At 71.5% G+C, this 26,266-nt stretch carries 30 protein-coding genes, 1 pseudogene and 1 riboswitch; of the genes and pseudogenes, 20 read left to right on the plus strand and 11 right to left on the minus strand.

Translation table 11 applies throughout. The features are described from left to right. Positions 1 to 76: 76 nt before the first annotated feature. The 5 genes from ABT063_RS15380 to ABT063_RS15400 all read right to left on the minus strand — a co-directional run bounded on the left by ABT063_RS15380 (position 77) and on the right by ABT063_RS15400 (position 3,880). Entirely contained in the window at positions 77 to 751 is a 675-nt protein-coding gene (locus ABT063_RS15380; RefSeq protein WP_351057809.1) for an urease accessory protein UreF, read from the minus strand. 30 nt (positions 752 to 781) lie between these two features. Further along, complete coding sequence (locus ABT063_RS15385) at positions 782 to 2,503, minus strand: urease subunit alpha (protein WP_351057811.1); 1,722 nt, start codon at positions 2,501 to 2,503, stop codon at positions 782 to 784. Beyond that, entirely contained in the window at positions 2,496 to 2,807 is a 312-nt protein-coding gene (locus tag ABT063_RS15390; RefSeq protein WP_190050893.1) for an urease subunit beta, read from the minus strand. Before ABT063_RS15390 ends, ABT063_RS15385 begins: the two co-directional genes overlap by 8 nt. Before the next feature lie 9 nt (positions 2,808 to 2,816). After that, positions 2,817 to 3,119 carry an urease subunit gamma gene (locus ABT063_RS15395; protein ID WP_037890687.1) on the minus strand — a complete coding sequence of 101 codons (303 nt, stop codon included), beginning with the start codon at positions 3,117 to 3,119 and terminating at the stop codon, positions 2,817 to 2,819. 131 nt (positions 3,120 to 3,250) lie between these two features. Further along, the gene (locus ABT063_RS15400; protein WP_351057812.1) at positions 3,251 to 3,880 is read right to left on the minus strand and encodes a TetR/AcrR family transcriptional regulator; all 630 of its coding nucleotides are present in this window, start codon (positions 3,878 to 3,880) and stop codon (positions 3,251 to 3,253) included. 121 nt (positions 3,881 to 4,001) lie between these two features. Here ABT063_RS15400 and ABT063_RS15405 point away from each other — a divergent pair. Next, positions 4,002 to 5,015: pseudogene (locus ABT063_RS15405) on the plus strand (ABC transporter permease). Positions 5,016 to 5,081: 66 nt separating this feature from the next. Here ABT063_RS15405 and ABT063_RS15410 read toward each other — a convergent pair. After that, positions 5,082 to 5,360, minus strand: coding sequence for a type II toxin-antitoxin system Phd/YefM family antitoxin (locus ABT063_RS15410; RefSeq protein ID WP_095751919.1), 279 nt, complete (start codon positions 5,358 to 5,360; stop codon positions 5,082 to 5,084). A 64-nt stretch (positions 5,361 to 5,424) separates the two neighbouring features. Between ABT063_RS15410 and ABT063_RS15415 the strand changes: the two genes are divergently transcribed. From ABT063_RS15415 to ABT063_RS15430, 4 genes are all read left to right on the plus strand, one after another. Then, positions 5,425 to 6,060, plus strand: coding sequence for an ATP-dependent Clp protease proteolytic subunit (locus ABT063_RS15415; protein ID WP_351057813.1), 636 nt, complete (start codon positions 5,425 to 5,427; stop codon positions 6,058 to 6,060). Positions 6,061 to 6,067: 7 nt separating this feature from the next. Continuing rightward, positions 6,068 to 6,376 carry a hypothetical protein gene (locus ABT063_RS15420; protein WP_351057814.1) on the plus strand — a complete coding sequence of 103 codons (309 nt, stop codon included), beginning with the start codon at positions 6,068 to 6,070 and terminating at the stop codon, positions 6,374 to 6,376. A gap of 416 nt (positions 6,377 to 6,792) precedes the next feature. Beyond that, positions 6,793 to 6,927, plus strand: a riboswitch (cyclic di-AMP (ydaO/yuaA leader). Positions 6,928 to 6,930: 3 nt separating this feature from the next. After that, a complete protein-coding gene (locus ABT063_RS15425) occupies positions 6,931 to 7,404 on the plus strand; it encodes a C40 family peptidase (RefSeq protein ID WP_351057816.1) in 474 nt (157 codons plus the stop codon). Between the two features lie 91 nt (positions 7,405 to 7,495). After that, complete coding sequence (locus ABT063_RS15430) at positions 7,496 to 8,101, plus strand: DUF6328 family protein (RefSeq protein ID WP_351057817.1); 606 nt, start codon at positions 7,496 to 7,498, stop codon at positions 8,099 to 8,101. Here the strand turns inward: ABT063_RS15430 and ABT063_RS15435 are convergent. Beyond that, positions 8,037 to 8,657 (minus strand): LysE family translocator, encoded by a 621-nt coding sequence (locus ABT063_RS15435; protein WP_351057818.1) that lies wholly within the window; start codon positions 8,655 to 8,657, stop codon positions 8,037 to 8,039. The two genes, ABT063_RS15430 and ABT063_RS15435, sit on opposite strands and share 65 nt — an antisense overlap. Positions 8,658 to 8,761: 104 nt before the next feature. Between ABT063_RS15435 and ABT063_RS15440 the strand changes: the two genes are divergently transcribed. Continuing rightward, positions 8,762 to 9,676: a LysR family transcriptional regulator gene (locus ABT063_RS15440; RefSeq protein ID WP_351057819.1), complete on the plus strand. Its 915-nt coding sequence runs from the start codon at positions 8,762 to 8,764 to the stop codon at positions 9,674 to 9,676. Between the two features lie 3 nt (positions 9,677 to 9,679). Here the strand turns inward: ABT063_RS15440 and ABT063_RS15445 are convergent, their stop codons facing one another. After that, complete coding sequence (locus ABT063_RS15445; RefSeq protein ID WP_351057820.1) at positions 9,680 to 10,138, minus strand: ATP-binding protein; 459 nt, start codon at positions 10,136 to 10,138, stop codon at positions 9,680 to 9,682. Between the two features lie 281 nt (positions 10,139 to 10,419). Here ABT063_RS15445 and ABT063_RS15450 point away from each other — a divergent pair, with 281 nt between their 5' ends. Together ABT063_RS15450 and ABT063_RS15455 are read left to right on the plus strand one after the other, a co-directional pair. Next, a complete protein-coding gene (locus tag ABT063_RS15450) occupies positions 10,420 to 11,280 on the plus strand; it encodes a helix-turn-helix domain-containing protein (RefSeq protein WP_351057821.1) in 861 nt (286 codons plus the stop codon). Positions 11,281 to 11,293: 13 nt separating this feature from the next. After that, on the plus strand, positions 11,294 to 11,524 hold the full coding sequence (locus tag ABT063_RS15455; protein WP_351057822.1) for a DUF397 domain-containing protein: 231 nt from the start codon (positions 11,294 to 11,296) through the stop codon (positions 11,522 to 11,524). A 41-nt stretch (positions 11,525 to 11,565) separates the two neighbouring features. Here the strand turns inward: ABT063_RS15455 and ABT063_RS15460 are convergent, their stop codons facing one another. Then, positions 11,566 to 12,693, minus strand: a complete 1,128-nt coding sequence (locus ABT063_RS15460) for an 8-amino-7-oxononanoate synthase (protein WP_351057823.1) — start codon at positions 12,691 to 12,693, stop codon at positions 11,566 to 11,568. 193 nt (positions 12,694 to 12,886) lie between these two features. Here ABT063_RS15460 and bioB point away from each other — a divergent pair, with 193 nt between their 5' ends. The 4 genes from bioB to ABT063_RS15480 all read left to right on the plus strand — a co-directional run bounded on the left by bioB (position 12,887) and on the right by ABT063_RS15480 (position 16,848). Further along, positions 12,887 to 14,014 carry a biotin synthase BioB gene (gene bioB, locus ABT063_RS15465; RefSeq protein ID WP_351057824.1) on the plus strand — a complete coding sequence of 376 codons (1,128 nt, stop codon included), beginning with the start codon at positions 12,887 to 12,889 and terminating at the stop codon, positions 14,012 to 14,014. Next, the gene (locus tag ABT063_RS15470) at positions 14,007 to 15,305 is read left to right on the plus strand and encodes an adenosylmethionine--8-amino-7-oxononanoate transaminase (protein WP_351057825.1); all 1,299 of its coding nucleotides are present in this window, start codon (positions 14,007 to 14,009) and stop codon (positions 15,303 to 15,305) included. The genes bioB and ABT063_RS15470 overlap by 8 nt, the downstream gene beginning before the upstream one ends. A 1-nt stretch (position 15,306) precedes the next feature. Further along, entirely contained in the window at positions 15,307 to 16,023 is a 717-nt protein-coding gene (gene bioD / locus ABT063_RS15475; RefSeq protein WP_351057827.1) for a dethiobiotin synthase, read from the plus strand. A gap of 135 nt (positions 16,024 to 16,158) precedes the next feature. Further along, positions 16,159 to 16,848 (plus strand): class I SAM-dependent methyltransferase, encoded by a 690-nt coding sequence (locus ABT063_RS15480; protein WP_351057829.1) that lies wholly within the window; start codon positions 16,159 to 16,161, stop codon positions 16,846 to 16,848. 17 nt (positions 16,849 to 16,865) lie between these two features. Here the strand turns inward: ABT063_RS15480 and ABT063_RS15485 are convergent, their stop codons facing one another. Next, the gene (locus ABT063_RS15485; protein WP_351057830.1) at positions 16,866 to 17,240 is read right to left on the minus strand and encodes a fic family toxin-antitoxin system, toxin component; all 375 of its coding nucleotides are present in this window, start codon (positions 17,238 to 17,240) and stop codon (positions 16,866 to 16,868) included. Between the two features lie 4 nt (positions 17,241 to 17,244). Then, complete coding sequence (locus ABT063_RS15490) at positions 17,245 to 17,463, minus strand: toxin-antitoxin system HicB family antitoxin (RefSeq protein ID WP_351057831.1); 219 nt, start codon at positions 17,461 to 17,463, stop codon at positions 17,245 to 17,247. A gap of 196 nt (positions 17,464 to 17,659) precedes the next feature. On the opposite strand from ABT063_RS15490, the gene ABT063_RS15495 reads away from it, so the two are divergent. The 8 genes from ABT063_RS15495 (at position 17,660) to ABT063_RS15530 (ending at position 26,205) form a co-directional block, all read left to right on the plus strand. Further along, positions 17,660 to 18,505: an ABC transporter ATP-binding protein gene (locus ABT063_RS15495; RefSeq protein WP_351057832.1), complete on the plus strand. Its 846-nt coding sequence runs from the start codon at positions 17,660 to 17,662 to the stop codon at positions 18,503 to 18,505. Positions 18,506 to 18,509: 4 nt separating this feature from the next. Further along, entirely contained in the window at positions 18,510 to 21,074 is a 2,565-nt protein-coding gene (locus tag ABT063_RS15500) for an ABC transporter permease (protein WP_351057833.1), read from the plus strand. A gap of 46 nt (positions 21,075 to 21,120) precedes the next feature. After that, positions 21,121 to 22,011 (plus strand): LLM class F420-dependent oxidoreductase, encoded by an 891-nt coding sequence (locus tag ABT063_RS15505; protein ID WP_351057835.1) that lies wholly within the window; start codon positions 21,121 to 21,123, stop codon positions 22,009 to 22,011. Positions 22,012 to 22,067: 56 nt separating this feature from the next. Next, positions 22,068 to 22,493, plus strand: coding sequence for a GNAT family N-acetyltransferase (locus ABT063_RS15510; protein ID WP_351057837.1), 426 nt, complete (start codon positions 22,068 to 22,070; stop codon positions 22,491 to 22,493). 155 nt (positions 22,494 to 22,648) lie between these two features. Beyond that, positions 22,649 to 23,983 (plus strand): hemolysin family protein, encoded by a 1,335-nt coding sequence (locus ABT063_RS15515; RefSeq protein ID WP_351057838.1) that lies wholly within the window; start codon positions 22,649 to 22,651, stop codon positions 23,981 to 23,983. After that, entirely contained in the window at positions 23,980 to 24,993 is a 1,014-nt protein-coding gene (locus ABT063_RS15520; protein ID WP_351057839.1) for a hemolysin family protein, read from the plus strand. The genes ABT063_RS15515 and ABT063_RS15520 overlap by 4 nt, the downstream gene beginning before the upstream one ends. 67 nt (positions 24,994 to 25,060) lie before the next feature. Beyond that, positions 25,061 to 25,852: an SGNH/GDSL hydrolase family protein gene (locus ABT063_RS15525; protein ID WP_351057841.1), complete on the plus strand. Its 792-nt coding sequence runs from the start codon at positions 25,061 to 25,063 to the stop codon at positions 25,850 to 25,852. Further along, positions 25,849 to 26,205: a DUF4326 domain-containing protein gene (locus ABT063_RS15530; RefSeq protein WP_351057842.1), complete on the plus strand. Its 357-nt coding sequence runs from the start codon at positions 25,849 to 25,851 to the stop codon at positions 26,203 to 26,205. The genes ABT063_RS15525 and ABT063_RS15530 overlap by 4 nt, the downstream gene beginning before the upstream one ends. Positions 26,206 to 26,266: the final 61 nt, after the last annotated feature.

The following is a 26,266-nucleotide window of genomic DNA, read 5'->3' on the forward strand; positions in this document are numbered from 1 at the left end:
GGCGCAGCCCCCTGGCGGGGTCGAAGGGGCGGAGCCCCTGGGGATGGGACGGGTAGGGGCGGCGGGGGCGAAACTCCTAGGACGCGAACAGCCGTACAGGCCACGCGGCATGCACCTCCGCACCGATCTCCAGCAGCGGCGCAGAAGTCGCGGGCAAGGCGTCGACCCCCTCGTCGACACTCCTCCGCGCCGCCTCCACCGCCAGATCCGCAACGCGGTCCACCTCCTGCGCCAGCCGAGCCAGCACCCCGGTGGCGTCAAAGGGGTCGAGACTCAACAACCGCACCGTCGCACTCGCGGGCCCGCTGACGCTCTCGTACGCCGAACAGTAAGCGGCATCCAGGGCCCCCAGCCCCGCGGCCCGAGCCGCAAGCCCCAGCACCACCGGCTGATGCGCCCCCTTCGGAAACTCCCGAGCCAGAGCATCAAGCTCCGCCGACGGCCAGGTCGCCCGCGCGGCCCGCATCAGCTGCCGCCCCAGCTTCCGCGCAGCGACCCGCAGGGCCGGCGACGGCGTCCGCGCATCAGCGGCCGCGTCCAGAGCCACCGGGTCCACACCGAGCGCCGCCGCCGCGGCCAGCGCGGCCGAGGCCCGCCCCGCCGTGTGCAGCCTCCCCCGGCAGAAGTCCTCCAGGCTCGCCGCACCCGTGACGCGCCCGGCCTTGACGGCCGCCTCGGCCCCACCGGAGTGCGCGTGCCCCCCGGCGGGAAAGCGGCCGTCGGCCAGAACGAGAAGCGCTGCTTGTGACATCGGAACCCCGGAACCTCTCAGCCCACGCCGTCAGAAAAGGAAGTAACGCTGGGCCATGGGCAGTTCGGCGGCCGGCGTCGCCTCGACGAGCTCCCCGTCGATGTGCACGGCGAAGCTGTCGGGATCGACCTGGACCCGGGGCCGCGCGTCGTTCTCGCGCATGTCCGCCTTGGTGACCCCGCGCGTCGACTCGATGGCCACGAACCGCTTCCCGAGCGAGAGCCGCTCCGGCAGCCCGTCCTCGACGGCGAGCGGTGCCACGAAGTTGACCGAGTTGGACGCGGGCGCCCGCCCGATCGCCCCGTACATCGGCCGCGGCAGGATCGGCTGCGGTGTCGGGATGGACGCGTTCGCGTCGCCCATCTGCGCGTACGCGATCTGCCCGCCCTTGACGACGAGGTGCGGCTTGACCCCGAAGAACGCGGGCTCCCACAGCACCAGGTCCGCCAGCTTGCCGGTCTCGACCGAGCCGACCTCGTGGGCCAGGCCCTGCGCGACGGCGGGGTTGATCGTGTACTTGGCGACATAGCGACGTACACGACGGTTGTCCGCGCGCCCGTCGCCCGGCAGCGCACCCCGCCGCCGCTTCATCACATGGGCCGTCTGCCAGGTCCGCATGATGACCTCGCCCACCCGCCCCATCGCCTGCGCGTCGGACGAGATGATCGAGATGGCGCCCAGGTCGTGGAGGATGTCCTCCGCCCCGATCGTCGAGGGCCGGATCCGGGACTCGGCGAACGCCAGGTCCTCCGGCACCGCCGGATTCAGGTGGTGGCACACCATCAGCATGTCGAGGTGTTCCTCGGCGGTGTTGACGGTGAAGGGCCGGGTCGGGTTCGTCGAACTCGGCAGCACGTGCGGCTCGGAGACCACGGTCATGATGTCGGGCGCGTGCCCGCCACCCGCACCCTCGGTGTGGTACGCGTGAATCCCCCGCCCCGCGATCGCGGCCAGCGTGTCCCCGACGAACCCCGCCTCGTTCAACGTGTCCGTGTGGATCGCGACCTGGATGCCGGTCCGGTCGGCGACGGTCAGCGAGGCGTCGATGACGGCCGGCGTCGACCCCCAGTCCTCGTGCAGCTTCAGCCCGAGCGCGCCACCGCGGATCTGGGACAGCATCGCCTCGTGCGAAACGGTGTTGCCCTTGCCGAGGAACCCGATGTTGAGCGGGTACTGCTCCATCGCCTCCAGCATCCGCGCCAGGTGCCAGGGGCCGGGTGTGACGGTGGTCGCCTTCGATCCCTCGGCCGGACCGGTGCCGCCGCCGACCAGGGTCGTGACACCGGCGGACAGCGCCTCGTCGGCGATCTGCGGGCAGATGAAGTGGACGTGCGCGTCGATGGCACCGGCGGTCAGGATGCGGCCGTTGCCCGCGATGACCTCCGTCTCCGGCCCGATCACCAGGTCCGGGTGCACCCCGTCCATCGTGTCGGGGTTGCCCGCCTTGCCGATGCCGGTGATCCGGCCGTCGCGGATGCCGACGTCGGCCTTGACGATCCCCCAGTGGTCGACGACGACGGCACCCGTGATGACCGTGTCCGGAGTGCCCTCTGCGCGCGTGGCTCGCGACTGGCCCATGGACTCCCGGATGACCTTGCCGCCGCCGAACACGGCCTCGTCCCCGGCGAGCCCGGGCCCGCCGGAACGATCCTGCTCGATCTCGATCAGCAGATCGGTGTCGGCGAGCCGGATGCGGTCGCCGGTGGTGGGTCCGAACAGGTCGGCGTACGCGGCACGCGAGATCTCAGGCATCGAGGGCACCTCCGGTCTCCCCGCGGAGGCCGGGGACCACGCGGGCGCCGGTGAGCGGGACGAGTTCGACGTCGACGGGGATCCCGGGTTCGAAACGCACGGCGGTGCCGGCGGCGACGTTCAGCCGCTTGCCGCGCGCGGCCGCGCGGTCGAATTCCAGACCGGGGTTGGCCTCGGCGAAGTGGTAGTGGGAGCCGACCTGGACGGGCCGGTCGGCGGCGTTGAGGACGGTGAGCCGGGTGACCTCGCGGCCTTCGTTGTAGGCAATCGGGCCGTCGGCGAACAGGATCTCTCCGGGAATCATCGAGGCCCCTCAGACGATCGGGTCGTGGACGGTGACGAGCTTGGTGCCGTCCGGGAAGGTCGCCTCGACCTGGACGTCGTGGATCATCTCCGGGACGCCTTCCATGACGTCGTCCCGGGTGAGCAGCTTGCGTCCGGAGGACATGAGCTCGGCGACGGTACGGCCGTCCCGCGCGCCCTCGAGGATGTGCGACGTGATGAGCGCGACCGCCTCGGGGTGGTTCAGCTTCAGCCCGCGGGCCCGGCGCTTCTCGGCCACGTCGGCCGCCACGTGGATGAGCAGCCTCTCTTGCTCGTGCGGGGTCAGTTGCACGTCCCACCTCACAGTCCTCGCTCCGGACCGTGCGGGGCCCGGTTGCCGCAGCCACGGGGCAAAGTCCCTGGTGGCGTGGATGGGCAGGCTAGTTGGACCGAGTTTCGTGCAAGTTAACCGAGCTGTGATCCTCAGGCCTCCGGCGCGAGCTCCGGCATGCTCATCAACGCCCGCAGGCCGTCCCGCAGGACCTCCACCGGGGCGGGCCCGAAAAGGGCCTGCTGAGCGATGAAGCCCAGTACGGCGGCGATCATCGTGCGGGCCACATGGTCCGGCGGGACGTCCGAGCGCATCGTCCCGGCATCCTGGTAGCCCTCGACGATCCGCCCCCACGCCGCGCGCACCGCGTTGTACCCCTCCCTCAGGACGGCGGCCAGCTCCTCGTTGCGCGGGATCTCCGACCACACCTGGACGACCAGGCGCGGGAAGGCGGGGGTGCCGTCGAGGGTGAGGCCCTCCCGCAGGGCGAGGGTCCGGCTCAGGACAGAGGCCACCAGGCGGTCGGGCGGCGGCGGGGGGCTCTGCCCGGCCGCCTCCTCGAAGGCCGCGCGGACCTCGCCCAGCACCTCGGAGACGATCGCGGCGATCAGCTCCTCCTTGCCGCTGAAGTAGCGGTACACCGCGCCGGCCGACAGGTCGGCCTCCTTCAGGACGTCCTGCACGGACGTGGCGTGGAAGCCGTTGCGGGCGAAGCAGAGCGCGGCGGCGTCGAGGATCTGCCGGCGGCGGGCGTCGAGGTGGGCCTGGGTTACGCGTGCCATGCGCCCAGACTAAAACGAACGTTCCTTCTTGACAAGCCACGCCCGCGCGGCGCACGGTGGTGGCACACCTAAAACGAACGATCCTTCTTTCTGAATTACGAGAATCGCCCGGAGGAACACCATGTCCAGTGCTTCCGCCCCCTCCACCAGAGTCCCGGCCCGGCGCGCGATCGCGGTCGTCGTCCTCGTCCCCCTCCTCGCGGCCCTCGCCCTGTGGGCCTTCGCCTAGCCAGCCGCGCGCACCGCGCCCCGGGACCTGCCGCTCGGCGTGGCCGGCCCCGCCACCGCCACGGCTCAGGTGGAGCAGCAGCTGCGGCAGCGCGAGGGCGCGTTCGAGATCCACCGGTACGCCGACGAGGCCGCCGCCCGGGACGCCATCGAGGACCGGACCGTATACGGAGCGGTCGTCGTCACGCCCCAGGGGCCCGAACTGCTCACCGCTTCCGCCGCGAGCCCGTTCGTCGCCCAGACGCTGCGGCAGACGGTGACGGAGCAGGCGTCCGCCGAGGGCGTTCAGGTCAGGACGGTCGACGTGGTGGCCGCCCCCGAGAAGGACCCGCGCGGCTCGGCCCTGAACGCGAGCGTGCTGCCGCTCGCCCTGGCCGGCATCGCGGCGGGCTCGGCGGTGGCCCTGCTCGGGCTGCGCGCCATGCGCGCGGTGGCCGCGCTGCTCACCGCCTCCGCCCTGGTCGGCGTGGCCGCGGCGGCGATCGCGCACAGCTGGCTGGGGGTCCTCACGGGCGACTGGTGGGCGGAGGCCGGCGCGCTCGGCCTGGCGACGCTGGCCGTGAGCGGCGCGGTGGCCGGACTCGCCGCCCTGCTCGGTCCGGCGGGGATCGGGCTCGGCGCGGGTGTGGTGATGCTGTTCGGCAACCCGTTCTCCGGAGCGGTCACGGCCCCGCAGATGCTGCCGGAGCCGGCCGGGGCGATCGGCCAGTGGCTGCCGCCGGGCGCGGGCACCACCCTGCTGCGCTCGGTGTCGTTCTTCGACGGCGCGGCGGCGACCGGTCCCGCTCTGACCCTGACCTGGTGGGCCGCGCTGGGCCTGGGCGCCGTACTGCTCGGGAACGCGCTCAAGGCACGTACGCCGAGCACCGAGCCCGTGGACAAGCGGGAACTGAGCCCGGTGGGCTGACCGCCCCCGGCACCGGTCCGACCGTGCGCCCCCGCTGTAGCGGACGGGGGTGCGCGGTCTTCTCGGCTACGCGGGACCAGTCCCCCGGTGGTGCGCCGCGATACCGAAGCGCTGCTGTTCGCGAGGAGCGGACGCGACCTCGCGGACGGTGGAGACCGCGCTGATCACCTGCTCCTCGGCGGGCTCCTGAAGCTCTTCCAGCCGTTCGAGGTCTGCGGCGGAGACCAGGGCGACGAGGGGTTTGCCGTGCCGTGTCACGACGACCCGTTCACCGCCGTACACCACCCGGTTGATCAGGTCGGCGAGTTCAGCCCTGGCTTGCGTCACCGGAATCTCGTAGGCCATACCCCCATCATAACGTCACGTACGTCCTGTACATTTTTTACAGACGCCGAAGGAGGGGTACCCAATGACCCGACCGTCCGCCCGCTACGTCCTGCCCGAGTTCACCGAGCGCACGAGTTACGGGACCAAGTCGATGGATCCGTACTCGAAGCTGCTGGAGGAGCGGATCATCTTCCTCGGGACGCAGATCGACGACACCTCCGCGAACGACCTGATGGCCCAGTTCATGTACCTCGAGCACAAGGACCCGGACCGGGACATCTCGCTGTACATCAACTCTCCCGGCGGCTCGTTCAGCGCGATGTCGGCGATCTACGACACGATGCAGTACGTCGGGTGTGACGTGGAGACGACGTGTCTGGGCCAGGCCGGCTCGTCCGCCGCTGTGCTGCTGGCGGCGGGGACACCGGGCAAGCGGCACCTGCTGCCGGGTGCACGCGTGGTCATCCACCAGCCCGCGCTGGCCGAGCCGGTGCAGGGGCAGGCCAGCGATCTGGCCATCCAGGCCGACGAGTTGACACGGATCCGAGCCCTCCTGGAGGAGATGCTCGTACGGCACACCGGCCGCAGCCAGGAGCAGGTGAGCGCGGACATCGAGCGGGACACGATCCTCAACGCTCAGGAAGCGCTGGAGTACGGACTCGCGGATCAGATCATCCCGAGCCGCAAGACCACCATCGCCCCGCCCACCGGGAGGTGAGCGGCCGGTGCTCCCACCCGAACTGCCGCCGCTGCCCGCCCTCACCCGCGCCGAGGGCGAGCTGATCGACCGTTACCTCGACGTGGTCGACCTGCTCGGGCGCATCAACCCCGTGCACCACGGCGACACCTACCGCGGGCTGCGGGCCGCGCAGGCACTGGTCGGCAAGGCGACCGAACTTCGCGACGCGCTGGCGCTGATGCACCAGCGCGGCGAGGCCGAACTGCACGCGCCCACGCTCACGCGGGCGCTGCGCGTCCTGGACGGCGAGCGCCGCACGGCTCGCGTCACCGTGCCACCGCTCTCCGACAGTTGACGCACCCCCACCCGGCCCGGACGAACCGTCGGATCGAGACGACGTCCGGGCCGGGGTCGAAACGGACCAAACGGCGTACGGCCTATTGGAGTAGTCGCGCGCCCTTTTTCGGGGCCGGCAGACTTGCGCAACGCACGTAGTCCCGGGGCACCGTGAGACGTTCCGGTGCTGGTCCGGGCGTCCTCGGGCCCCTCAACACCCCTTCGAACACGGGGGTGTCCACCCGAACGGGTGAGTGGTGAGTAACAACACAAACCCTCGGTTCCGTTGGGATTTTCGGACATCCGTGAGTGAAGATCCGTGTCTGACGACAAGCCCCCGCCGCAGCGGCGGGGCGATCCGGGCGGACGCCGAGTCCTGCCGCCGTCCGGATGACCGGTCGACAGGAGTGGATCGGCAGGAGTGGAGGACCCAAGCACGACGGGTCGCCGGAACGGTCACGCCATGGCCGGAGCCGAGCAGCCCTTGGGGTGAAGCCGCGTCAGCGGCCGGGCAACTTCGCCAGCCCGAATCCGACAGGTCATCCTTCACAGGCGGCTGACGAAGGGTTGCGCATGACTGCGCTCAATCGTGTCCCGTCGCTCATGGTCCGGGCCGGTACGGCCTCGGCCCTCACCATCGCCGCCGTGGGCGGCTCGATCGTGGCTCCTGGCTTCGCCTCCGAGGCCGAGGCCGCCACGCCGGCGACAAAGGCACTCAAGGTCGCGGCCTCCAAGAAGGGCTCCCCGTACAAGTACGGCGCCACAGGACCACGCCGCTTCGACTGCTCCGGGCTCACGCTGTACTCGTACAAGAAGGCGGGCAAGAAGCTGCCCCGCACGGCCGCCCAGCAGTACAACAAGACGCGCCACATCTCCGTCAAGAGCCGCAAGGCCGGGGACCTGGTGTTCTTCCACTCGGGCTCGAACGTGTACCACGTCGGCATCTACGCCGGGAAGGGGAAGATCTGGCACGCCCCGAAGACCGGGGACGTGGTGCGACTGCAGAAGATCTGGACCAAGAGCGTCTGGTACGGCAGGGTCCGCTGAGCCGCCCACAGGGGGCGGCGGCCTGACTCGCCGTCGCCCCCTGTGGGGCTCCGGGCGCGTGACACGGGCTCAGGTGGTTACCCGTCCCGGCATGGCCGACCACCGTCCCTGCACCGCACGCAACGAGACTCCGCTGGAGCGCGCCGACCGCAACTTCGGCGAGCTGCTCCAGGAACTGCGCGTCACCCAAACAGGGGTCCAGATCCTCTTCGCCTTCCTGCTGAGCCTGGCCTTCACCTCGCGCTTCCCGTCCCTCGACACGGTCCAGCGCACCACCTACGTGACCACGCTCCTGCTCGCGGTCCTCGCGGCGGCGCTGTTCACCGCGCCCGCCGCCCTGCACCGCTCGCTCTTCCAGAAGGGCGCCAAGCCCCGGATCGTCCAGGTCTCCTCGCGGCTGGCATCGGCCGGTCTGGGTGTCCTGGTACTCGCGTTCACCGGGTCGGTGCTGCTCGTGGTGGACGTGACCACCAGCCGGGCCGGCGGGGTGGCCGCGGGCGCGGCGACCCTGCTGGTGTGTCTCGGCCTGTGGGGGCTGCTGCCGCGCCTGGTACAGCGGGCCGGCACCGCCGAGGAACAGCGCTCGGCCGACGAGCGGCACGAGACGGTCGGGCCGCCGGCACACGAGACCGTCAGGCCGCAAGCACCGGTTCGAGCAACAGCACCGCACCGAGAACTGTCAGCGCGCCGCCGGTGACGCCCTCCACCACCCGCGCGGCCCGCGGCCCGCGCAGCCACCGGCCGAGGCGGTCGACCAGCAGAGCCACGGCGTGAAACCAGAGCAGGGCGAGGACGACGACGATCAGCGCGAGCAGCAGGGTCCGGGGCATGGCCGGGCTGCCCGCGGGCACGAACTGCGGCAGCACACTGAGAAAGGTGAGCGAGGCCTTCGGATTCAGAGCGTTGGTGAGGAAGCCCTGCCGCAGCGGGCGCCCGCCGGACGCCGCCTCGTCGGCCAGGGCCGCGCTCGGCCGCCGCAGCGCCCGCAAGGTCCGCAGGCCCAGGTACAGGACATAGGCACCGCCCAGCAGTTGCAGCGCGCGGAACAGCGCGGGTACGGCGGCCAGGACCGCGGCGAGACCGGCCACCGCCAGTGCGGTGTGCACCAGCAGTCCCGCCGTGATGCCGAGCGCGCAGGCGAGGCCGGCCCGGCGGGAGACCAGGGCGTTGCGCACAACGACGGTGAAGTCGGCGCCGGGCATGGCGACCAGGCCAGCGGCGAGACCGGTGAAAGCGATGAGCTGTCCGTCCATGCGCCCCAGCCTGCCGTCCACGAGCCTTCAGCAGGTATGTCGGATCTGCTGGATTAGCCTTAAGCATTGCTTTAGGCTCAGCACCTCAGCCGGAAGGACCCCGCATGTACGACCCCACCCGGCTCGCCGCCCTCGTGGCGGTCGCCGAGGCCGGGTCGATCACCCGGGCAGCCGAGCGTCTCGGCTACACCCCGCCCGCCCTCTCCCAGCAACTGGCCAAGCTGGAGCGGGAGGCGGGTACCGCCCTGCTGGTCCGGCACCATCGCGGGGCGCGGCTGACGGGCGCGGGCGAGGTGCTGGTGGCGCGGGCGCGTCGAGTGCTCGACGAGTTGGAGCGGGCGCGGCACGAGCTGGCGCGGCTGGCGGGCCTGTCCGGCGGCACGCTCAGGCTCGGCACCTTCCAGACCGCCGGCATCCATCTGCTGCCGCCGGTGCTCAGCGCGTTCCGCCGGGCGTATCCGGACGTGGAGCTGATCGTCGCGGACCACGAACCGTCGGCCGGGGTCGCCGCCGTGGCCGCCGGCGAGATCGATCTGGCGATGACGCACCGCTATGAACCGGGGGTCCCGGTCCCGCTCCCCTCCTCCGTCGGCGCGGATCCGATCCTCGTCGAGGAGCTGGTCCTGGTGTCCGCGCCGGGGCACGCCCTCACCAGCGGCACCTCGCGGCTCCCGCTGGCCGAGCTCGCGGGGCAGCCGCTGATCAGCATGGCGCCGGACCATCCGGGGCGGCGGGAGGTGGAGGCGGTGCTGGCACGGGCCGGGGCCACGCCGTCGGTGCTGGTGGCGACTCCGGGGTACGTGCTGGTGTGCGCGCTGGCCAGTGCGGGCCTTGGGGTCGGGGTGGTTCCGGAGATGGTGGCGCGGACGGCGGCCACTCCGGTGGGGATGCGGCTGCTGGAGGCGGGAGAGTTGCGCCGTACGATCTCGGTCGTGTACCGGACCGACGAGAAGGCACCCGCCGCGGACGCGTTCCGGGCCTTGTTGCGGGGCACGTTCGGCCGAGCCAGGCACACGTGAGTTCTACGGGTCCTGCTGTCCTGCCCCAGGCACCGGCGCGGCCGGTACGGTCCACAGCAGTTCGATGGAGACGGTCTTGCCGCCCTCGCGGGTGGGCCGGATTCTCAGCTTGCCGCCGTACTCCGCGGTCAGCCAGCGGATGATCACCAGGCCCCGGCCGTTGTCCTGCTGGACGGCGGCGGGCAGCCGCTTGGGGAACCGCGGGTGGCTGTCGGTGACACCGATGCGCAGGTGTTCGTCACGGTCGAGCTGGAGGTCCACCGTGAAGGTCGGTGACTGCCCGAAGGTGTGCTGTACGGCGTTGGTGGCGAGTTCGGAGACGATGAGGCGGATGGTCTCGGCCGCGTCCGTGTCCGCCGGCAGTCCCCACTCCGCCAGGGTGGTGACCACGTAGGTACGAGCCGCGGAAACCGAGGCGGGTTCGCTCGGCAGAGTGACGGATGCTTCCAGATGGTCTGCCATGGCGACGTCGTCCCTTTCCCACGGGACCGCAGTCCGACACGAAGGCGGAAGGTTCGAGTACGGTCCCGGACTGGTGCTTCGTCGCCAGACTGCCATTACCGCGGCGGTCACGGGTGGCGATCCACCAAGATATGCATATATCTGTCGCTCGAAGCGGTGAACTCTGCGACGGCAGAGCGTATTTGTGCGCTCGTTCGGCGTCTCGGAGTCCGAGTCTCGGAGTCATGCGTGTCTCAAAGCCCCGCAGTCCTGGAGTCCCGGTGGGAGTTAAGGAGTGGCCCATGCAGCACGGTCCCGCGGTGCGCCGCCGGAAACTGGGCGGCGAACTGCGTGCGTTGCGCACCGGGGCGGGGCTCACCAGTGGTGAGGCCGCCCGGCTGGTGGGCTGGCACCAGTCGAAGGTCAGCCGGATCGAGACCGGCGCGAGCGGGGTGAAACCGGCCGATGTGCGGTTACTCCTCGACGCCTACGGAGTGCGGGACGCCCAACTACGCGAGTTGCTGTTGGCGTTGGCGGGATCCGACGAGAGCGGCGGCCGGCACCACTGGTGGCACGCCTACCGCGGGGTACTGCCGCCGACCTACCGGGACTTCATCAGCCTGGAGTCCCAGGCCAGCGCGATGCGCACGCTGGAGACCTCGGTGGTGCCGGGGCTGCTGCAGACGCCCGAGTACGCCCGGGCGGTGACGAAGGCCGCGGTGGACGGGCTGGACGACGAGCGGCTGGACGCGCTGGTCGAGGTGCGGCTGGCCAGGCAGGACGTGCTGAGGTCGCACCCGCCGCTGGAGCTGAGCGCGGTCCTGGACGAGGCCGTGCTGCGCCGGGACGTGGGCGGGCCCGGAGTCATGGCGCGGCAGTTGGAGCGCCTGGTGGAGGCGGCCCTCCTGCCCCAAGTGCGGTTGCAGGTACTGCCGTTCACGGCAGGGGCGCACATCGGCGTCACCGGGCCTTTCGTTATTTTCTCATTTTCGAGCACATCTGATCTGGATGTGGTTGTTCTCGACCACTTGACGAGTAGCCTCTACCTGGAACGGAAAGAAGACCTCCAGGCCTACACCGAGGCCTTCAACACCCTTCGGTTCCACGCCCTTTCGCCCGAGGATTCGTTGGACTACATCGCCGGGATAGGTGACGGCGCGTAAGGAGGCACCCCCCATGTCTGCACTGCCTCGGCACGTACCCTCCAGTACCGATCTGCACGGTGTGCGGTGGCTGCGCAGCAGCTACAGCACCGGAGCGAACAACTGCGTCGAGACGGCCCCGTTGGACCGCGGTCCGTGGACCGGCCTGCTCGCCGTGCGCGACTCGAAGGACCCGGCCGGACCCGCGCTGCTCTTCTCCCCGGAGAGCTGGGCGGGCTTCACGGCCGCGGTGCACCACATCTGACCGGTTCCCTCTCGTGCGGCGCTCGGCCGTGTCACGCCGACTCATGGTCGCGCCTCGCCGATCACCAGTACAGCGCGTTCGATCTGCCCCTCGGAGAGGTCCGCGCGGGCGGTCAGCCTGAGCCGTGAGATGCCGTCGGGGACGGAAGGAGGACGGAAGCAGCCCACGGCCAGCCCGGCCGCACGGCAGTCGGCCGCCCACCGCACGGCCCCCTCCGGGGACGGCGCGCGCACGGAGACGACCGCGGCGTCCGGACGTACCGCCTCCAGACCCGCGGCCGTCAGGCGTGCGTGGAGTTCGCTCGCCACCGCGCGCGCTCGCGCCGCCCGCTCCGGCTCGCGGCGCAGCAGCCGCAGGGCCGCCAGGGCCGCGCCCGCCGCCGCGGGGGCGAGGCCCGTGTCGAAGATGAACGTCCGGGCCGCGTTGACCAGGTGGTCGATCACCCGGGCGGGACCGAGGACGGCTCCGCCCTGGCTGCCGAGCGACTTGGACAGCGTGACCGTGACGACGACGTCGTCGGCGCCCGCGAGCCCCGCCGCGTGCGGGGCTCCGCGGCCGCCTTCGCCGAGGACGCCGAGGCCGTGGGCGTCGTCGACCACCAGGCCCGCGCCGTGCTCCCGGCCGGCCTCGGCGAGCGCGGCCAGCGGGGCCGCGTCGCCGTCGACCGAGAAGACCGTGTCGGACACGACGACGGCGGGACCCTCGTGCGTCTGGAGTGCCTTGCGTACGGCGTCCGGGTCGGCGTGTCCGACGACCTGTGTGGTGCCCCGCGCCAGGCGGCAGCCGTCGATCAGCGAGGCGTGGTTGCCGGCGTCGGAGACGATCAGCGAGCCGTGCGGCGCCAGCGCGGTGACGGCGGCGAGGTTGGCCGCGTATCCGGAGGAGAACACCAGCGCCGCCTCGAAGCCGCAGAAGTCGGCCAGCTCGCTCTCCAGCTCGGTGTGGAGCTCGGTGGTGCCGGTGACGAGCCGTGACCCGGTCGAGCCGCCGCCCCAGGTTCGCGCGGCCCGCGCCGCGCCCTCGGTGACCTCCGGGTGGCGGGCCAGGCCCAGGTAGTCGTTGCTCGCGAGGTCCAGCAGCGGCGTGTCGGCAGGGCGGGGGCGCAGCATCCGTACGAGTCCGGCCCGGCGGCGCAGCCGCGCCTGCTCGTCGATCCAGCCGAACGCCATGGGTCCTCCGGGGATGGTGGTGGGCGGCACAGAGCCTGGTGCAGCCCGCGGAGCGGGCGCTTTTGTAGGCAGTGCACAGACACTAGCGGGACGACCAGGCACCCAGGATGTGGCAATACCCACACGTCGAAGCGTCTGTGTTGTGCGAACTCTCCTTGGCCCGGGGCGGCTCCGTAGGACAGGATCGGCTCCCATGGACCTGCTGAACACGCTGGTGGACAAGGGGCTTCGGCGCGAGTCGCCGAGCCGCGAGGAGGCGCTGGCCGTCCTCGCCACTTCCGACGACGACCTGCTCGATGTGGTGGCCGCGGCCGGCAAGGTGCGCCGGCACTGGTTCGGCCGACGGGTGAAACTCAACTACCTCGTCAACCTCAAGTCGGGCCTGTGCCCGGAGGACTGCTCCTACTGCTCCCAGCGGCTCGGCTCCCAGGCCGGCATCCTCAAGTACACCTGGCTCAAGCCGGACGAGGCCTCGAAGACCGCGGCGGCCGGGTTGGCGGGAGGTGCCAAGCGGGTCTGTCTGGTGGCCAGCGGGCGCGGTCCGACCGACCGGGACGTGGACCGGGTCTCGGACACCATCAAGACGATCAAGGAGCAGAACGAGGGCGTCGAGGTGTGCGCCTGCCTCGGTCTGCTCTCCGACGGCCAGGCCGAGCGGCTGCGCGAGGCGGGCGCGGACGCGTACAACCACAACCTCAACACGTCCGAGGGGACGTACGCGGACATCACGACCACGCACACGTACGCCGACCGTGTGGAGACCGTGCAGAAGGCGCACGCGGCGGGTCTGTCCGCCTGCTCGGGGCTGATCGCGGGCATGGGCGAGTCGGACGAGGACCTGGTCGACGTGGTGTTCTCGCTGCGCGAGCTGGACCCCGACTCGGTGCCGGTCAACTTCCTGATCCCGTTCGAGGGCACGCCGCTGGCCAAGGAGTGGAACCTCACCCCGCAGCGTTGTCTGCGGATCCTGGCGATGGTGCGGTTCGTGTGCCCGGACGCGGAGGTGCGCATCGCGGGTGGCCGCGAGGTCCATCTGCGCTCGATGCAGCCCCTCGCCCTGCACCTGGCCAACTCCATCTTCCTGGGCGACTACTTGACCAGCGAGGGACAGGCGGGCAAGGCCGACCTGGAGATGATCGCGGACGCCGGGTTCGAGGTGGAGGGCACCGATCAGGTGACGCTGCCCGAGCACCGGGTCTCGGCGGGCTGCGGCTCCGAGGGTGTCTGCGGTTCCGCCGCCCCGTCGGTCGGCGAGCCCCGCACGGACCTGGTCGCCGTACGCCGCCGGGGCGCCGGAACGGACCTCGCGCCCAATGCCTGAGCTGCCCGACCTGCCTGACCTGAGCGTGCCCGAGCTGCTGGAGCTCGACCGGCGGCACGTCTGGCATCCGTACGGACCCATGCCCGGCCGCGTCGAACCGCTCGTCGTGGAGTCGGCGAGCGGGGTGCGGCTGAAGATGGCCGACGGCTCGGGCGAGTTGATCGACGGCATGTCGTCCTGGTGGTCGGCCATCCACGGCTACAACCACCCGGTGCTGAACGAGGCCGCGCGCGAGCAGCTCGGACGGATGAGCCATGTGATGTTCGGCGGGCTCACGCACGAGCCCGCCGTACGGCTCGCGAAGCTCCTTGTCGACATGTCGCCCGACGGCCTGGAGCATGTCTTCCTCGCCGACTCCGGTTCGGTGTCGGTCGAGGTCGCGGCCAAGATGTGCCTGCAGTACTGGCGTTCGTTGGGCCGGTCTTCGAAACAACGCCTGTTGACCTGGCGTGGCGGCTACCACGGGGACACCTGGCAGCCGATGTCGGTGTGCGACCCCGAGGGCGGGATGCACGAGCTGTGGACCGGGGTGCTGCCGCGCCAGGTGTTCGCGGACCCGCCGCCGGTGGAGTACGAGGAGTCGTACGCCGACCATCTGCGCACGCTCGTCGCACGACACGCCGACGAATTGGCCGCGGTGATCGTCGAGCCCGTGGTGCAGGGCGCGGGCGGGATGCGCTTCCACTCCCCCGCGTATCTGCGGGTGCTGCGCGAGGCGTGCGACGCGCACGACGTGCTGCTGGTGTTCGACGAGATCGCGACCGCGTTCGGGCGCACGGGTGCGCTGTTCGCGGCGGAGCACGCGGCGGTGACTCCGGACGTGATGTGCGTCGGCAAGGCGCTGACCGGCGGCTATCTGACGATGGCGGCCACGCTGTGCACGTCGGAGGTGGCCGACGGTATCTCACGGGGCGAGGTCCCGGTGCTCGCCCACGGCCCCACGTTCATGGGCAACCCGCTGGCGGCCTCCGTCGCCTGCGCCTCGATCGAACTGCTGCTGGGCCAGGACTGGCTCTCGGAGGTCAAGCGGATCGAGGCGGGGTTGCGGGAGGGGCTGGCTCCCGCGCTCGAGGTGCCTGGGGTCAGGGACGTACGGGTCCTCGGGGCCATCGGTGTCGTCCAGTTGGAACACGCCGTGGACATGAAGGCGGCCACGGAGGCCGCCGTGCGCGAGGGCGTGTGGCTGCGGCCGTTCCGCGACCTCGTCTACACGATGCCGCCGTATGTCACGGGCGACGCGGACGTGGCACGAATCGCGCGTGCGGTGTGCGCGGCGGCGCGGGAGGGATGAGATGCCGGTACTCGTGATCACGGGCACGGGCACGGAGGTCGGCAAGACGGTCACGACGGCCGCCGTCGCCGCTTCCGCGCTCGCGGCCGGACGGTCGGTGGCCGTGCTCAAGGCCGCGCAGACGGGCGTACGGCCCGACGAGCCCGGGGACGCCGACGAGGTCGCGCGGCTCGCGGGTGCCGTGACGGCGGCCGAACTCGCCCGCTACCCCGAGCCGTTGGCGCCGGCGACGGCCGCGCGCCGGGCCGGGCGGGCGCCGGTGCGTCCGCCGGACGTCGCCGAGGCCGCCGCGAAGCTGTCCACCGACCATGACCTGGTGCTGGTCGAGGGGGCGGGTGGACTGCTCGTCCGGTTCGACGCGGCGGGCGGGACGCTGGCGGACGTGGCCGGGCTGCTGACGGCACCGGTGCTGGTGGTGGCGTCGGCGGGCCTGGGCACGCTGAACACGACGGAGCTGACGGCACGCGAACTCCGCTCGCGCGGGCTCGACCTGGCCGGTGTCGTGATCGGCAGCTGGCCCAAGGCACCGGACCTGGCCTCGCGTTGCAATCTGGCGGACCTGCCGGACGTGTCCGGGGCCCCGCTGCTCGGCGCCCTGCCCGCCGGGGCGGGGGCGCTGGCTCCCGCCGGCTTCCGTGCGGCGGCACCGGGGTGGCTGGCGCCGCGGCTGGACGGGACGTGGGACGCGGAGGCGTTCCGGAGGCGGGAGTCTCCCTGACAGGGCTCGACGCCGCGGAGATCCATCAGAAGCGCCCTGGGTCCAACGCCACAGGCAACCGGCGCACGGCGGGGGTGCGACGGGCCCGTCCGGGGGGACAATCGCGGTAGCGCCCGTCCTGCGAGGGAGGTTGCCATGCCGCTACGGTCCACCGGCTCCGGCAAGGTGGCACGGGATCCCGTCCACCACCCGCTGTTCGCCCGGTACTACGCCCGGATCAGCGTGAACGCCGAGACCAGGATGGGTATGGCCGGCGTCCGCGAGCGGCTGCTCACCGGGCTGTCCGGGCGGGTGATCGAGATCGGCGCGGGCAACGGTCTGAACTTCGCGCACTATCCCCGCACGGTCTCGGAGATCGTGGCGATCGAACCGGAGCGCACGCTGCGGCAGTTGGCCGTCGAGTCCGCCCTGCGCTCAGGGGTGCCGGTCGACGTGGTGCCGGGTGCCGCGGAAGCGCTGCCGGTCAAGAGCGAGGCCTTCGACGCGGCGGTGATCTCGCTGGTGCTGTGCAGTGTGCGGGACGTGCCGCGCGCCCTCGGGGAGGTACGGCGGGTACTGCGGCCCGGCGGCGAGGTGCGGTTCTTCGAGCACGGCAGGGGCGGCGGCCGGGTGATGACCTTCACCCAGCGCGCCCTGGACCGCACGGTGTGGCCGCCGCTGAACGGCGGCTGCCATCTGGCCCGGGACCCGGTCGCCGCACTGCGGGAGGCCGGGTTCGAACTCGGCCCCTACCGGCGGATGCTGATGCCGGAGAAGGGGCCGACGCTGCCCACGTCGTACTGCGTGCTGGGCACCGCGTGGCGGCCCGCGCTCGAGGAGCGCTGATCACGGACTCCGGCTGATCACAGGCTCCACTGGCGCAGTTCCCGCGCGATGTCGTGCACCGAGGCCTCGCCGCTCTTGACCAGTCGGGCGAGGTCACGGACTTGCTCGGGGGAGGTCGCGACCTTGAGTCCGCTGGCGACCAGGTAGGCGTACGCGACGGCCGATGCGAACAAGGCGTTGGAGCGCTCCAACGCGGGGACGTGGATGAGGAGTTGGAGGAGCGCGGCGGCACGCGCGTGGGGGCTGTCGTAGACGGGCGCGTCGAATATCTCGGCCTGGTGGCGCGCGACGGCGGCGACGAGGGCGCCCCAGTCGGTGACCTGGGGGTCTCCCGGGGTCCTCTGTTCGGCGAGCATCAGGAGCCAGGCAAGGTCGATTCTGAGGTTGCTCAACGGATCAGTGGCGACCTTCGCCGATCTCGTCGGCGAACACCTTCTCGTACTGCTTCATGAAGTCGGCGGCAGCCTCCACGAAGGTGTGGCCGACCTCGCCGGTGTCCTGTCTGACCAGTTCCTCGATGTAGCGGTTGACGCTCATTCCGCGGGCCAGGGCGCGTTCGCGGGCGGCTCGGGCCGTGTCCTCGTCCACGCGTACGTTCAACTGGGTCTTCGCCATACCTAGAAGCTAGCGCCAGGGCGCTAGCATCGGCAAGAGGGCCCCCGAGGATAGAGCGTGCCCCTTACACGGATATCAGGGGCCCGACCTGGGACGGAGACACCCCGGGACCCAAGGGGGATACCGGGTGTGGGACGGATCACATTACCCTCGGCCGGGACAGAGAAGTCGTACGTCCAGGAGCGAGGAGGCAACCTTGTCCACCCCTGCTGCTCAGTACGTGCCGGGCCAGGCGTCGGCCGACGGGATCGCGGCCCGCGCCCGCGGCCTGACCAAGGCGTACGGCTCGGGCGAGACGACGGTACTGGCCCTGGACTCGGTGGACGTGGACATCGCGCGCGGCCGGTTCACGGCCGTGATGGGGCCGTCGGGTTCCGGCAAGTCCACGATGATGCACTGTCTGGCGGGGCTCGACACCGTCTCGGCCGGACAGGTGTGGCTCGGCGACACCGAGATCACGGGACTGAAGGATCGCGAGCTGACCCGGCTGCGCCGGGACCGGATCGGGTTCATGTTCCAGTCGTTCAACCTGATCCCGACCCTGAACGCGGCCGAGAACATCACCCTGCCCATGGACATCGCGGGCCAGAAGCCCGACGAGAAGTGGCTGGACCAGGTCATCGACACGCTCGGGCTGCGGGACCGGCTGAAGCACCGGCCCTCGCAGCTCTCGGGCGGCCAGCAGCAGCGGGTCGCCTGCGCCCGGGCGCTCGCCTCCCGGCCCGAGCTGATCTTCGCGGACGAGCCGACCGGCAACCTTGACTCGCGGGCGGGCCTGGAGGTCCTCGGGTTCCTGCGCGAAGCCGTCGACCAGCTCGGGCAGACCGTCGTCATGGTGACCCACGACCCGGGCGCCGCCGCCCACTCCGACCTGGTGCTCTTCCTCGCGGACGGGCGGATCGTCGACCAGATGGAGCGGCCCACGGCGGAGGCGGTCCTCGAACGCATGAAGCAGTTCGACGTGACTCGCGCGCCGTTCGGCGGCGACGGTCCCGCGCCCGGTGCGATCCCCGCCGACGACTCCCCGCGCGACAAGGACTGACGCCGTGCTGAAGGCGACGCTGAGGAGTTTCCTCGCCCACAAGGGACGGCTGCTGCTCTCCGCGCTGGCCGTCGTGCTGTCCGTGGCTTTCGTCTCGGGCAGCCTGATCTTCTCCGACACGCTCAGCCGGACCTTCGACCGGCTCTTCGCCTCGACCGCGCCCGACGTCACCGTCAGCCCGAGGGAGAACCTCGACGAGGCGGTGCCGTCCGGCATGACGGCCACCGTGCCGGCCGCGCTCGCGGACCGGGCGGCCCGGGTCGACGGAGTGGCCGCCGCGCGCGCGGACACCGAGATCGAGAACATCACCGTCGTCGACGACGAGAACGAGTCCGTCGGCCCGACCACCGGCGCCCCCACGATCGGCACCGACTGGAATCCCGACGAGCGCAGTCCCGTCGAGCTCACCTCCGGCCACGCCCCGCGCGGGCCCGCCGAGGCGATGCTCGACGCGGAGACCGCGGACCGCAGCGACGTACGCATCGGCGACACCCTCACGGTCATCGCGCCGCCGGGCTCGTTCAAGGTGGAGGTCGTCGGCATCGCCACCTTCACCACGACCAACCCCGGCGCCGCGCTGCTCTTCCTCGATCCGCAGACCGCGCAGACGAAGCTGCTGGGCGACGCGCGGGCGGCCACCAGCATCTCGGTCGACGCCGAGGAGGGCGTGAGCGACGCGCAGCTGAAGCAGCGCGTGGCCGCCACGCTCGGCGCGGGCACGTACGAGTACCGGACGGCCGAGGAGCAGGCCGAGTCGGACGTCGAGCAGCTGGGCGGGTTCCTCGACGTCATCAAGTACGTCATGCTCGGCTTCGCCGGCATCGCCGTACTCGTGGGCGTCTTCCTGATCGTCAACACCTTCTCGATGCTGATCGCCCAGCGCACCCGCGAGCTGGGCCTGCTGCGCGCCCTGGGCGCCGACCGCCGCCAGGTCCGCCGCTCGGTCCTCACGGAGGCGACGCTGCTCGGCCTGGTCGGCTCCACGGTGGGCCTGGCCACGGGCATCGGGCTGGCCGCCGGGCTCATCTCGCTCATGAACGCGCTGGGCATGAACATCAAGTCCTCCGAGATGGTCATCGGCTGGGGCACGCCCGTGGCGGCGTACGTCGTCGGCGTCGGTGTCACCTTCGTCGCCGCCTACCTCCCGGCCCGGCGCGCGGCGGGCGTCTCCCCGATGGCGGCTCTCGCGGACGCCGAGATCGCCGGGATCGGGCGGCCGCTGAAGGTCCGCGCGATCGTGGGCGCCGTCATCGGTGCGGCGGGCGCGGCCGCGCTCGTCGGATGCGTCGTCGCGACGGAGACCGGCTCGGCGGCGTCCCTGCTGGTCCTCGGCATCCTCCTGACACTTCTCGCCACCGTGATCGCGGGCCCGCTGCTGGTGCGACCGGTGATCCGGGTGCTCGGCGGGGCCTTCCCGGCGTTGTTCGGGCCGATCGGCCGGATGAGCCAGCGCAACGCCCTGCGCAATCCCCGCCGTACCGGTGCCACCGCGGCCGCGCTGATGGTGGGCCTGGCCCTGGTCGGCGGGATGTCGGTGGCGAGCGCCTCGATGACCGAGTCCTTCGACCAGCAGATCGACAAGACGCTGGGCGCCGACTTCGTGGTGCAGAACGGCAACTTCCAGCCCTTCCCGCAGGAGGTCACCGACCAGGTGCGGGACACGGAGGGCGTGGGGCTCGTGGTACGGGCGCGGTTCACCCCGGTCGCCGTACGACTGCCGGACGGCGACCGCGTCGAGACGACCGCCGCGGGATACGACCCGCAGCTCGACGAGGTCGCCAACATCACGTACGCGGAAGGGAACACCGCGGCGGCGCTCGCGGACGGCGGCCTCGCCATGAGCAAGGACTTCGCGCGGGACCACGACGTGCGGGTCGGCAGCAGGATCCCCGTCGAGTTCCAGGGCGGACGCACCACCGAACTGACCGTGGGTGCCCTCGCCGACCAGGAGTCGGAGAGCTTCGGGATGCAGGGCGGGCTGTACTTCGGCCTGGACACGCTGGAGAAGTTCGCACCGGGCGGGCAGGACTCCGCGGTGTACGTGAACGCCGCCTCCGGCACGAGCGCCGACGACCTGCGCGCGAACCTGGAGCGGACGCTCGACCCGTATCCGCAGGTGCAGGTGCGCGACCTCGCCGACTACAAGGAGCTGGTCCACGACCAGATCGCCGTCCTGCTCTACCTGGTGTACGCGCTGCTCGGGCTGGCGATCGTCATCGCGGTGCTCGGCGTGGTCAACACCCTCGCTCTGTCGGTCGTGGAGCGGACCAGGGAGATCGGGCTGCTGCGGGCCATCGGGCTCGCCCGGCGTCAGTTGCGCCGGATGATCCGGCTGGAGTCGGTGGTGATCGCGGTGTTCGGCGCGGTGCTGGGCCTCGCACTGGGGCTGGTGTGGGGGGTGTGCACCCAGCAGGTGCTCGCGCTGCAGGGCATGGACGCGCTCGCGATCCCCTGGGGCACGATGGTCGCGGTGGTCGTCGGCTCGGCGGTGGTGGGCATCGTGGCGGCACTGCTGCCCGCGTTGCGTGCATCCCGCATGAATGTGCTGGCGGCCATCGCGCACGAGTGATGGAATCGCGGCGGGTACTCAAGTCGCTTGCAGCTGAGGAGAGTTCATGTCGCGTCCGTTCCGCTTCGGTGCCAGCATGATCGTCCCTGCCCCGGCCGAGGAGTGGCGCGCCAAATGCCGGCGCGCCGAGGAACTCGGCTACGACGTGATCCTGGTTCCCGACCATCTCGGCATGGTCGCGCCGTTCCCCGCGCTGGTCGCTGCGGCGGAGGCCACCGAACGTCCGCGGTTGGCTACGTTCGTGCTCAACGCCGGTTTCTGGAACCCGGCGCTGCTGGCCCGCGAGGTCGCCACGACGGACGCGCTGACCGGCGGGCGGCTGGAGCTGGGCCTGGGCACCGGGTACGTACAGGCGGAGCACGAGACGGCCGGGCTGCCGTACGGGTCGCCTGGTGAGCGGGTGGACCATCTTCGGCGAACGATCGAGGATGTACGGCGGCTGCTCGGCTCCCCGGAGCACCAACCGCAGCCGGTGCAGAAGCCCAGGGTCCCGCTGATGGTCGGCGGCAACGGTGACCGCATGCTGCGGCTCACCGCCGAGCACGCCGACATCGCGGCTTTCACCGGCGCCCGCCCGGTGCCGGGGGACACGGCGGGCAAGCTGCTGCCGATCACACCCGAGGAGCTCGACGAGCGCGTGGCCAGGTACCAGGACCTGGCGAAGGGGCGCGCGGAGCCGGCCGAGCTGAACCTCCTGATCCAGCTGGTGGCGATCACCGACGACCCCGAGGCGGCCGTCCGGCCCCTCGTGGAGTGGGTGCCGGAACTGACCGTGGAACAGGCCCTGGAGCTGCCCCTCGTACTGGCCGGCACCCTGGAGCAGATCACCGCGAAGGCGCTGGCGCAGCGCGAGCGGTACGGGTTCTCGTATCTGACCGTCCTGGAGCCGTACATGGAGGCGTTCGCGCCGGTCGTCGCCGAGTTGCGCGGCCGGTGAGCGTCCGGATGCTGGAATTCCGCCTCCCGGTCCGGTGGGCGTGATGGGATCGCCGTATGACTGACCTGCGGATACGGGCCGCCACACCCGACGACCTCGACACCGTGCTGGCCTTCTGGAAGGTGGGCGCGGAGGGGACCAGCATCAGTGACGACCGGGACGGCGTGGAGCGGCTGGTCGCCCGCGACCCCGAGGCCCTGATCCTGGCGGAGCTGGACGGCACCCTGGTCGGCACGGTGATCGCGGGCTTCGACGGCTGGCGCTGTCATCTGTACCGGCTCGCGGTGCACCCGGACCACCGCCGCCAGGGCATCGGTTCGGCGCTGCTCGCGGCCGCCGAGGAGCGGTTCGTACGGCTCGGCGGGCGCCGCGGGGACGCGATGGTGCTGCGGCGCAACGAGACCGCGCACCACGCGTGGCGTGCCGCGGGGTACGCGCCCGAGGAGCACTGGCGGCGCTGGGTGAAGCCCTTGACCGACTAGGTCATCCGCCGATCACACTCTTTTGCTGATCCTTTACCATTGGAGGGCCACTCGGTCCTCCATGAAAGGTGTGAGCGTCCGCCCATGGGCGAGCCTCCCAGTACCCGACATCGCGCGTCTGTCTGCCCTGTCCGATCCTGGGAGGGGGTGAACCGATGACCGAAGTGCTGTTGTTGCTGGTGGCCATCCTCCTCTCGCTCGTCTGTGGCGCCTTCGTCGCGGCGGAGTTCTCCCTGACCACCGTCGAGCGCGGCGAGCTGGAGCGGGCCGTGGAGCGCGGCGAGCGGGGCGCGGCCGGGGCCCTCAAGGCCGTACGCAGCCTGACCTTCCAGCTCTCCGGGGCACAGCTCGGCATCACGGTCACCAACCTGGTGGTCGGCATGCTCGCCGAGCCCTCGATCGCCGCGCTGATCGCCGACCCGCTGGAGTCGCTCGGTGCCTCGCGTTCGACGGCGAGCTCCCTCGCGCTGGTGCTGGGTACGGCCCTGTCGACGGTCTTCCTGATGGTCGTCGGTGAGCTGGTGCCCAAGAACTGGGCGATCTCCTCGCCCCTGGCCGTCGCCAAGACCGTGGGCAACGCGCAGCGCTGGTTCAGCGCCGCCTTCCGTCCCTTCATCACCCACCTCAACAACACCGCCAACCACGCGGTGCGCCGCTTCGGTCTGGAACCCGCCGAGGAGCTGGCCTCCGCGCGCGGGCCGCAGGAGCTGGCGGCACTCGCCCGGCACTCCGCCCGGGAGGGCGCCCTGGAGGCGGACACCGCCGAGCTGTTCGTACGAACACTGAACCTCGCCGATCTGACCGCGGAGAACGTGATGACACCGCGCGTGCAGGTCATCGCCCTGGACGCCCAGGCGACCTGCGAGGACGTGGCGAACGCGACCCGGGCTACGGGCCTGTCCCGGTTCCCGGTCTACCGCGGCAACCTCGACTCGGTCGTGGGCACCGCGCACATCAAGGACGTCCTGGCGGTACCCGCCGAGCGTCGGCCCCGCGTCTCCGTCGCCGAACTGATGCGCGAACCACTGCTGGTCCCGGAGTCGCTCACCGTCGACCGGCTGCTCGACCGGCTGTCCGGCAAACGCACCATGGCCGTCGTCATCGACGAGTACGGCGGCACGGCGGGCGTGGCCACGCTGGAGGACATCGTCGAGGAGGTCGTCGGCGAGGTGCGCGACGAGCACGACCCGCACGAGATACCCGACCTGGCCCCGGCGGGCAGCGACGACGACGGCCGCGCCCTGTATTCGGCGGACGGCTCCGCCCGCACCGACCAGCTCGCACGCGTCGGCCTCAGGGCTCCCGAGGGACCGTACGAGACACTGGCCGGCCTGGTCGCGACGGAACTCGGCCGCATACCCGCCGTCGGGGACCGGATCGAAGTCGCGGGCTGGCGGCTGGACGTGGTGGACGCGTCGGGCCACAGGGCCGCACGCCTGCTGCTGCACGCGCCGCTCGCCGACGAGATGAAGAACGAGGCGGAGCGATGACCACGATCCAGTTGCTGATCGGCCTGGCGACCCTCGTCGCCAACGCCTTCTTCGTGGGCGCCGAGTTCGCGCTGATCTCCGTGCGCCGCAGCCAGATCGAGCCGCACGCCGACGAGGGCGACCGGCGCGCGAAGAGCGTGCTGTGGGGTCTGCAGCATGTCTCCGCGCTGATGGCGGCCGCGCAGCTCGGCATCACGCTGTGCACGCTGGTGCTGGGCATTGTCGCGGAACCGGCCATCGAGCATCTGCTGGAGCCGGTGTTCCACGCGATGGGCGTGCCGGAGGGCGCGGGCCACGCGGTGTCCTTCGTGATCGCGCTGACGCTCGCGACGTATCTGCACATGCTGCTCGGCGAGATGGTGCCGAAGAACATCGCGCTCGCGGAGCCGGTGCGCAGTGCGCTGCTGCTCGGCCCGCCGCTGGTCGCCCTGTCCCGGGCGCTGCGCCCGGTGATCTTCACGATCAACGCCTTCGCGAACACCCTGCTGAAGCTGCTGAGGGTCGAGACCAGGAACGAGGTCGCGGCCACCTTCTCGGACGCCGAGCTGGCCCGGATCGTGCGGGACTCCGGCGAGGCGGGCCTGATCGACGAGCGGGCGCGTGAACGGCTGCACGACGCGCTGGAGCTGGGGCGCCGGCCCGTGCGGGACGTGGTGCTTCAGCTGGACCGGGTGGCGTACGTGTACCTGGGCGTCACGCCCGAGCGGCTGGAGGCGCTGTCGGCGGAGTCCGGCTACTCCCGCTTCCCCGTGGTGGACGAGGGGCGCCGCATCATCGGCTATCTGCACGTCAAGGACGCGCTGGACAAGATCCCGCGGGACCTGCCGTTCCTGCTGAAGGACATGCGGTCGATCGCCCGGGTGCGGGAGAGCACACCGCTGGACGACGTGCTGACGGCGATGCGCGGCAGCCGTACGCATCTGGCGGCCGTGCTGGGCGCGGACGGGCGGCTCACGGGTCTGGTGACCATGGAGGACGTGCTGCGGGAGCTGTTCGGGCAGCGGGCATGAGCCTTCGAGGGAGACCTCCGGGCCGACCGACCGACGGGTATGGAGCCGGGTTACCATCTCTGTCGCCATGCAGACGAATCCCTCTTACGCCAGCCTGGTCGCCGTCGGCGACTCCTTCACCGAGGGCATGTCGGACCTGCTCCCGGACGGCACCTACCGGGGCTGGGCCGACCTGCTCGCCGGGCGGATGGCGGCCCAGTCCCCCGGCTTCCGGTACGCGAACCTCGCGGTGCGCGGCAAACTGATCGGGCAGATCGTCGCCGAGCAGGTCGAGGTGGCGGCGGCCCTGCAGGCCGATGTGATCACGCTGGTGGGTGGGCTCAACGACACGCTCCGCCCCAAGTGCGACATGGGGCGGGTGCGCGGGCTGCTGACGGAGGCGGTCGAGCGGCTCGCCCCGTCCTGCAAGCAGCTGGTGCTGATGCACAGCCCGGGACGCCTGGGTCCGGTCCTGGAGCGCTTCCGCCCGCGCATGGAGGAGCTGTTCGCCTGCGTCGACGGGCTGGCCGCACGGCACGGCGCGGTGGTGGTGGACCTGTACGGGGCGCCCTCGCTCGGCGACCCCCGGCTGTGGGACGTGGACCGGCTGCATCTGACGGCCGAGGGCCACCGGCGGGTCGCGGAGGCGGTGTGGCAGGGCCTCGGCTACGAGCCCGAGGACACCGAGTGGCGCACGCCGCTGCCCCTCACACCGCCGCCCGGGTGGGTCGCCCGCCGGGTCGCGGACGCCCGGTTCGCCCGGCAGCACCTGCTGCCCTGGATCGGCCGACGGCTGACGGGCCGCTCGTCGGGCGACGGTCTGCCGCCCAAGCGGCCGGAACTGCTGCCGTACGAAGGACCGACGGTGTACCCGTCATGACGGCGACGCGGGTGGTCAACGTCAGGGGCCGACTCCACGAGTACGGCCCCCGGCTGGAGCACGCCCCCGAGGACCTCGTCTACGTCGGCCGCCGCTGGACGATGGGCGGCTGGGACCTGCCCCGACACCCGCTGTACAACCCGTTCGCCTACGACACCCCGACGAAGAGGCGCGACGGGACGCGGGCGGAGGTCATGGCCAAGTACCGGGCGTATCTGCTGGAGCGGCCGGAGCTGCTGGACCTGGTGCCTTCGTTGCGCGGGAAGGCGCTGGCCTGCTGGTGTGCGCCCGAGCTGTGCCATGCGGAGGTGCTGGCGGAGCTCGCGGAGACGCTCCCCCCGTCCGTCTTGTAGCTTCCGACGAACGCACCCGCGGCGCTGGCCTGCACAAAGCGCCAGTAGAATCCGTACACTG

Origin of the sequence: Streptomyces sp. NPDC002838, from assembly GCF_040295365.1 — a bacterium.
Taxonomy (GTDB): domain Bacteria; phylum Actinomycetota; class Actinomycetes; order Streptomycetales; family Streptomycetaceae; genus Streptomyces.

Coding starts and splice junctions, on each gene's coding strand:
- ABT063_RS15380 (WP_351057809.1), bottom strand. CDS start 751: ATGTCACAAGCAGCGCTTCTCGTTCTGGCCGACGGCCGCTTTCCCGCC.
- ABT063_RS15385 (WP_351057811.1), bottom strand. CDS start 2,503: ATGCCTGAGATCTCGCGTGCCGCGTACGCCGACCTGTTCGGACCCACC.
- ABT063_RS15390 (WP_190050893.1), bottom strand. CDS start 2,807: ATGATTCCCGGAGAGATCCTGTTCGCCGACGGCCCGATTGCCTACAAC.
- ABT063_RS15400 (WP_351057812.1), bottom strand. CDS start 3,880: ATGGCACGCGTAACCCAGGCCCACCTCGACGCCCGCCGCCGGCAGATC.
- ABT063_RS15410 (WP_095751919.1), bottom strand. CDS start 5,360: ATGGCCTACGAGATTCCGGTGACGCAAGCCAGGGCTGAACTCGCCGAC.
- ABT063_RS15415 (WP_351057813.1), top strand. CDS start 5,425: ATGACCCGACCGTCCGCCCGCTACGTCCTGCCCGAGTTCACCGAGCGC.
- ABT063_RS15425 (WP_351057816.1), top strand. CDS start 6,931: ATGACTGCGCTCAATCGTGTCCCGTCGCTCATGGTCCGGGCCGGTACG.
- ABT063_RS15430 (WP_351057817.1), top strand. CDS start 7,496: ATGGCCGACCACCGTCCCTGCACCGCACGCAACGAGACTCCGCTGGAG.
- ABT063_RS15435 (WP_351057818.1), bottom strand. CDS start 8,657: ATGGACGGACAGCTCATCGCTTTCACCGGTCTCGCCGCTGGCCTGGTC.
- ABT063_RS15440 (WP_351057819.1), top strand. CDS start 8,762: ATGTACGACCCCACCCGGCTCGCCGCCCTCGTGGCGGTCGCCGAGGCC.
- ABT063_RS15445 (WP_351057820.1), bottom strand. CDS start 10,138: ATGGCAGACCATCTGGAAGCATCCGTCACTCTGCCGAGCGAACCCGCC.
- ABT063_RS15450 (WP_351057821.1), top strand. CDS start 10,420: ATGCAGCACGGTCCCGCGGTGCGCCGCCGGAAACTGGGCGGCGAACTG.
- ABT063_RS15455 (WP_351057822.1), top strand. CDS start 11,294: ATGTCTGCACTGCCTCGGCACGTACCCTCCAGTACCGATCTGCACGGT.
- ABT063_RS15460 (WP_351057823.1), bottom strand. CDS start 12,693: ATGGCGTTCGGCTGGATCGACGAGCAGGCGCGGCTGCGCCGCCGGGCC.
- bioB (WP_351057824.1), top strand. CDS start 12,887: ATGGACCTGCTGAACACGCTGGTGGACAAGGGGCTTCGGCGCGAGTCG.
- ABT063_RS15470 (WP_351057825.1), top strand. CDS start 14,007: ATGCCTGAGCTGCCCGACCTGCCTGACCTGAGCGTGCCCGAGCTGCTG.
- bioD (WP_351057827.1), top strand. CDS start 15,307: ATGCCGGTACTCGTGATCACGGGCACGGGCACGGAGGTCGGCAAGACG.
- ABT063_RS15480 (WP_351057829.1), top strand. CDS start 16,159: ATGCCGCTACGGTCCACCGGCTCCGGCAAGGTGGCACGGGATCCCGTC.
- ABT063_RS15490 (WP_351057831.1), bottom strand. CDS start 17,463: ATGGCGAAGACCCAGTTGAACGTACGCGTGGACGAGGACACGGCCCGA.
- ABT063_RS15505 (WP_351057835.1), top strand. CDS start 21,121: ATGTCGCGTCCGTTCCGCTTCGGTGCCAGCATGATCGTCCCTGCCCCG.
- ABT063_RS15510 (WP_351057837.1), top strand. CDS start 22,068: ATGACTGACCTGCGGATACGGGCCGCCACACCCGACGACCTCGACACC.
- ABT063_RS15515 (WP_351057838.1), top strand. CDS start 22,649: ATGACCGAAGTGCTGTTGTTGCTGGTGGCCATCCTCCTCTCGCTCGTC.
- ABT063_RS15520 (WP_351057839.1), top strand. CDS start 23,980: ATGACCACGATCCAGTTGCTGATCGGCCTGGCGACCCTCGTCGCCAAC.
- ABT063_RS15525 (WP_351057841.1), top strand. CDS start 25,061: ATGCAGACGAATCCCTCTTACGCCAGCCTGGTCGCCGTCGGCGACTCC.
- ABT063_RS15530 (WP_351057842.1), top strand. CDS start 25,849: ATGACGGCGACGCGGGTGGTCAACGTCAGGGGCCGACTCCACGAGTAC.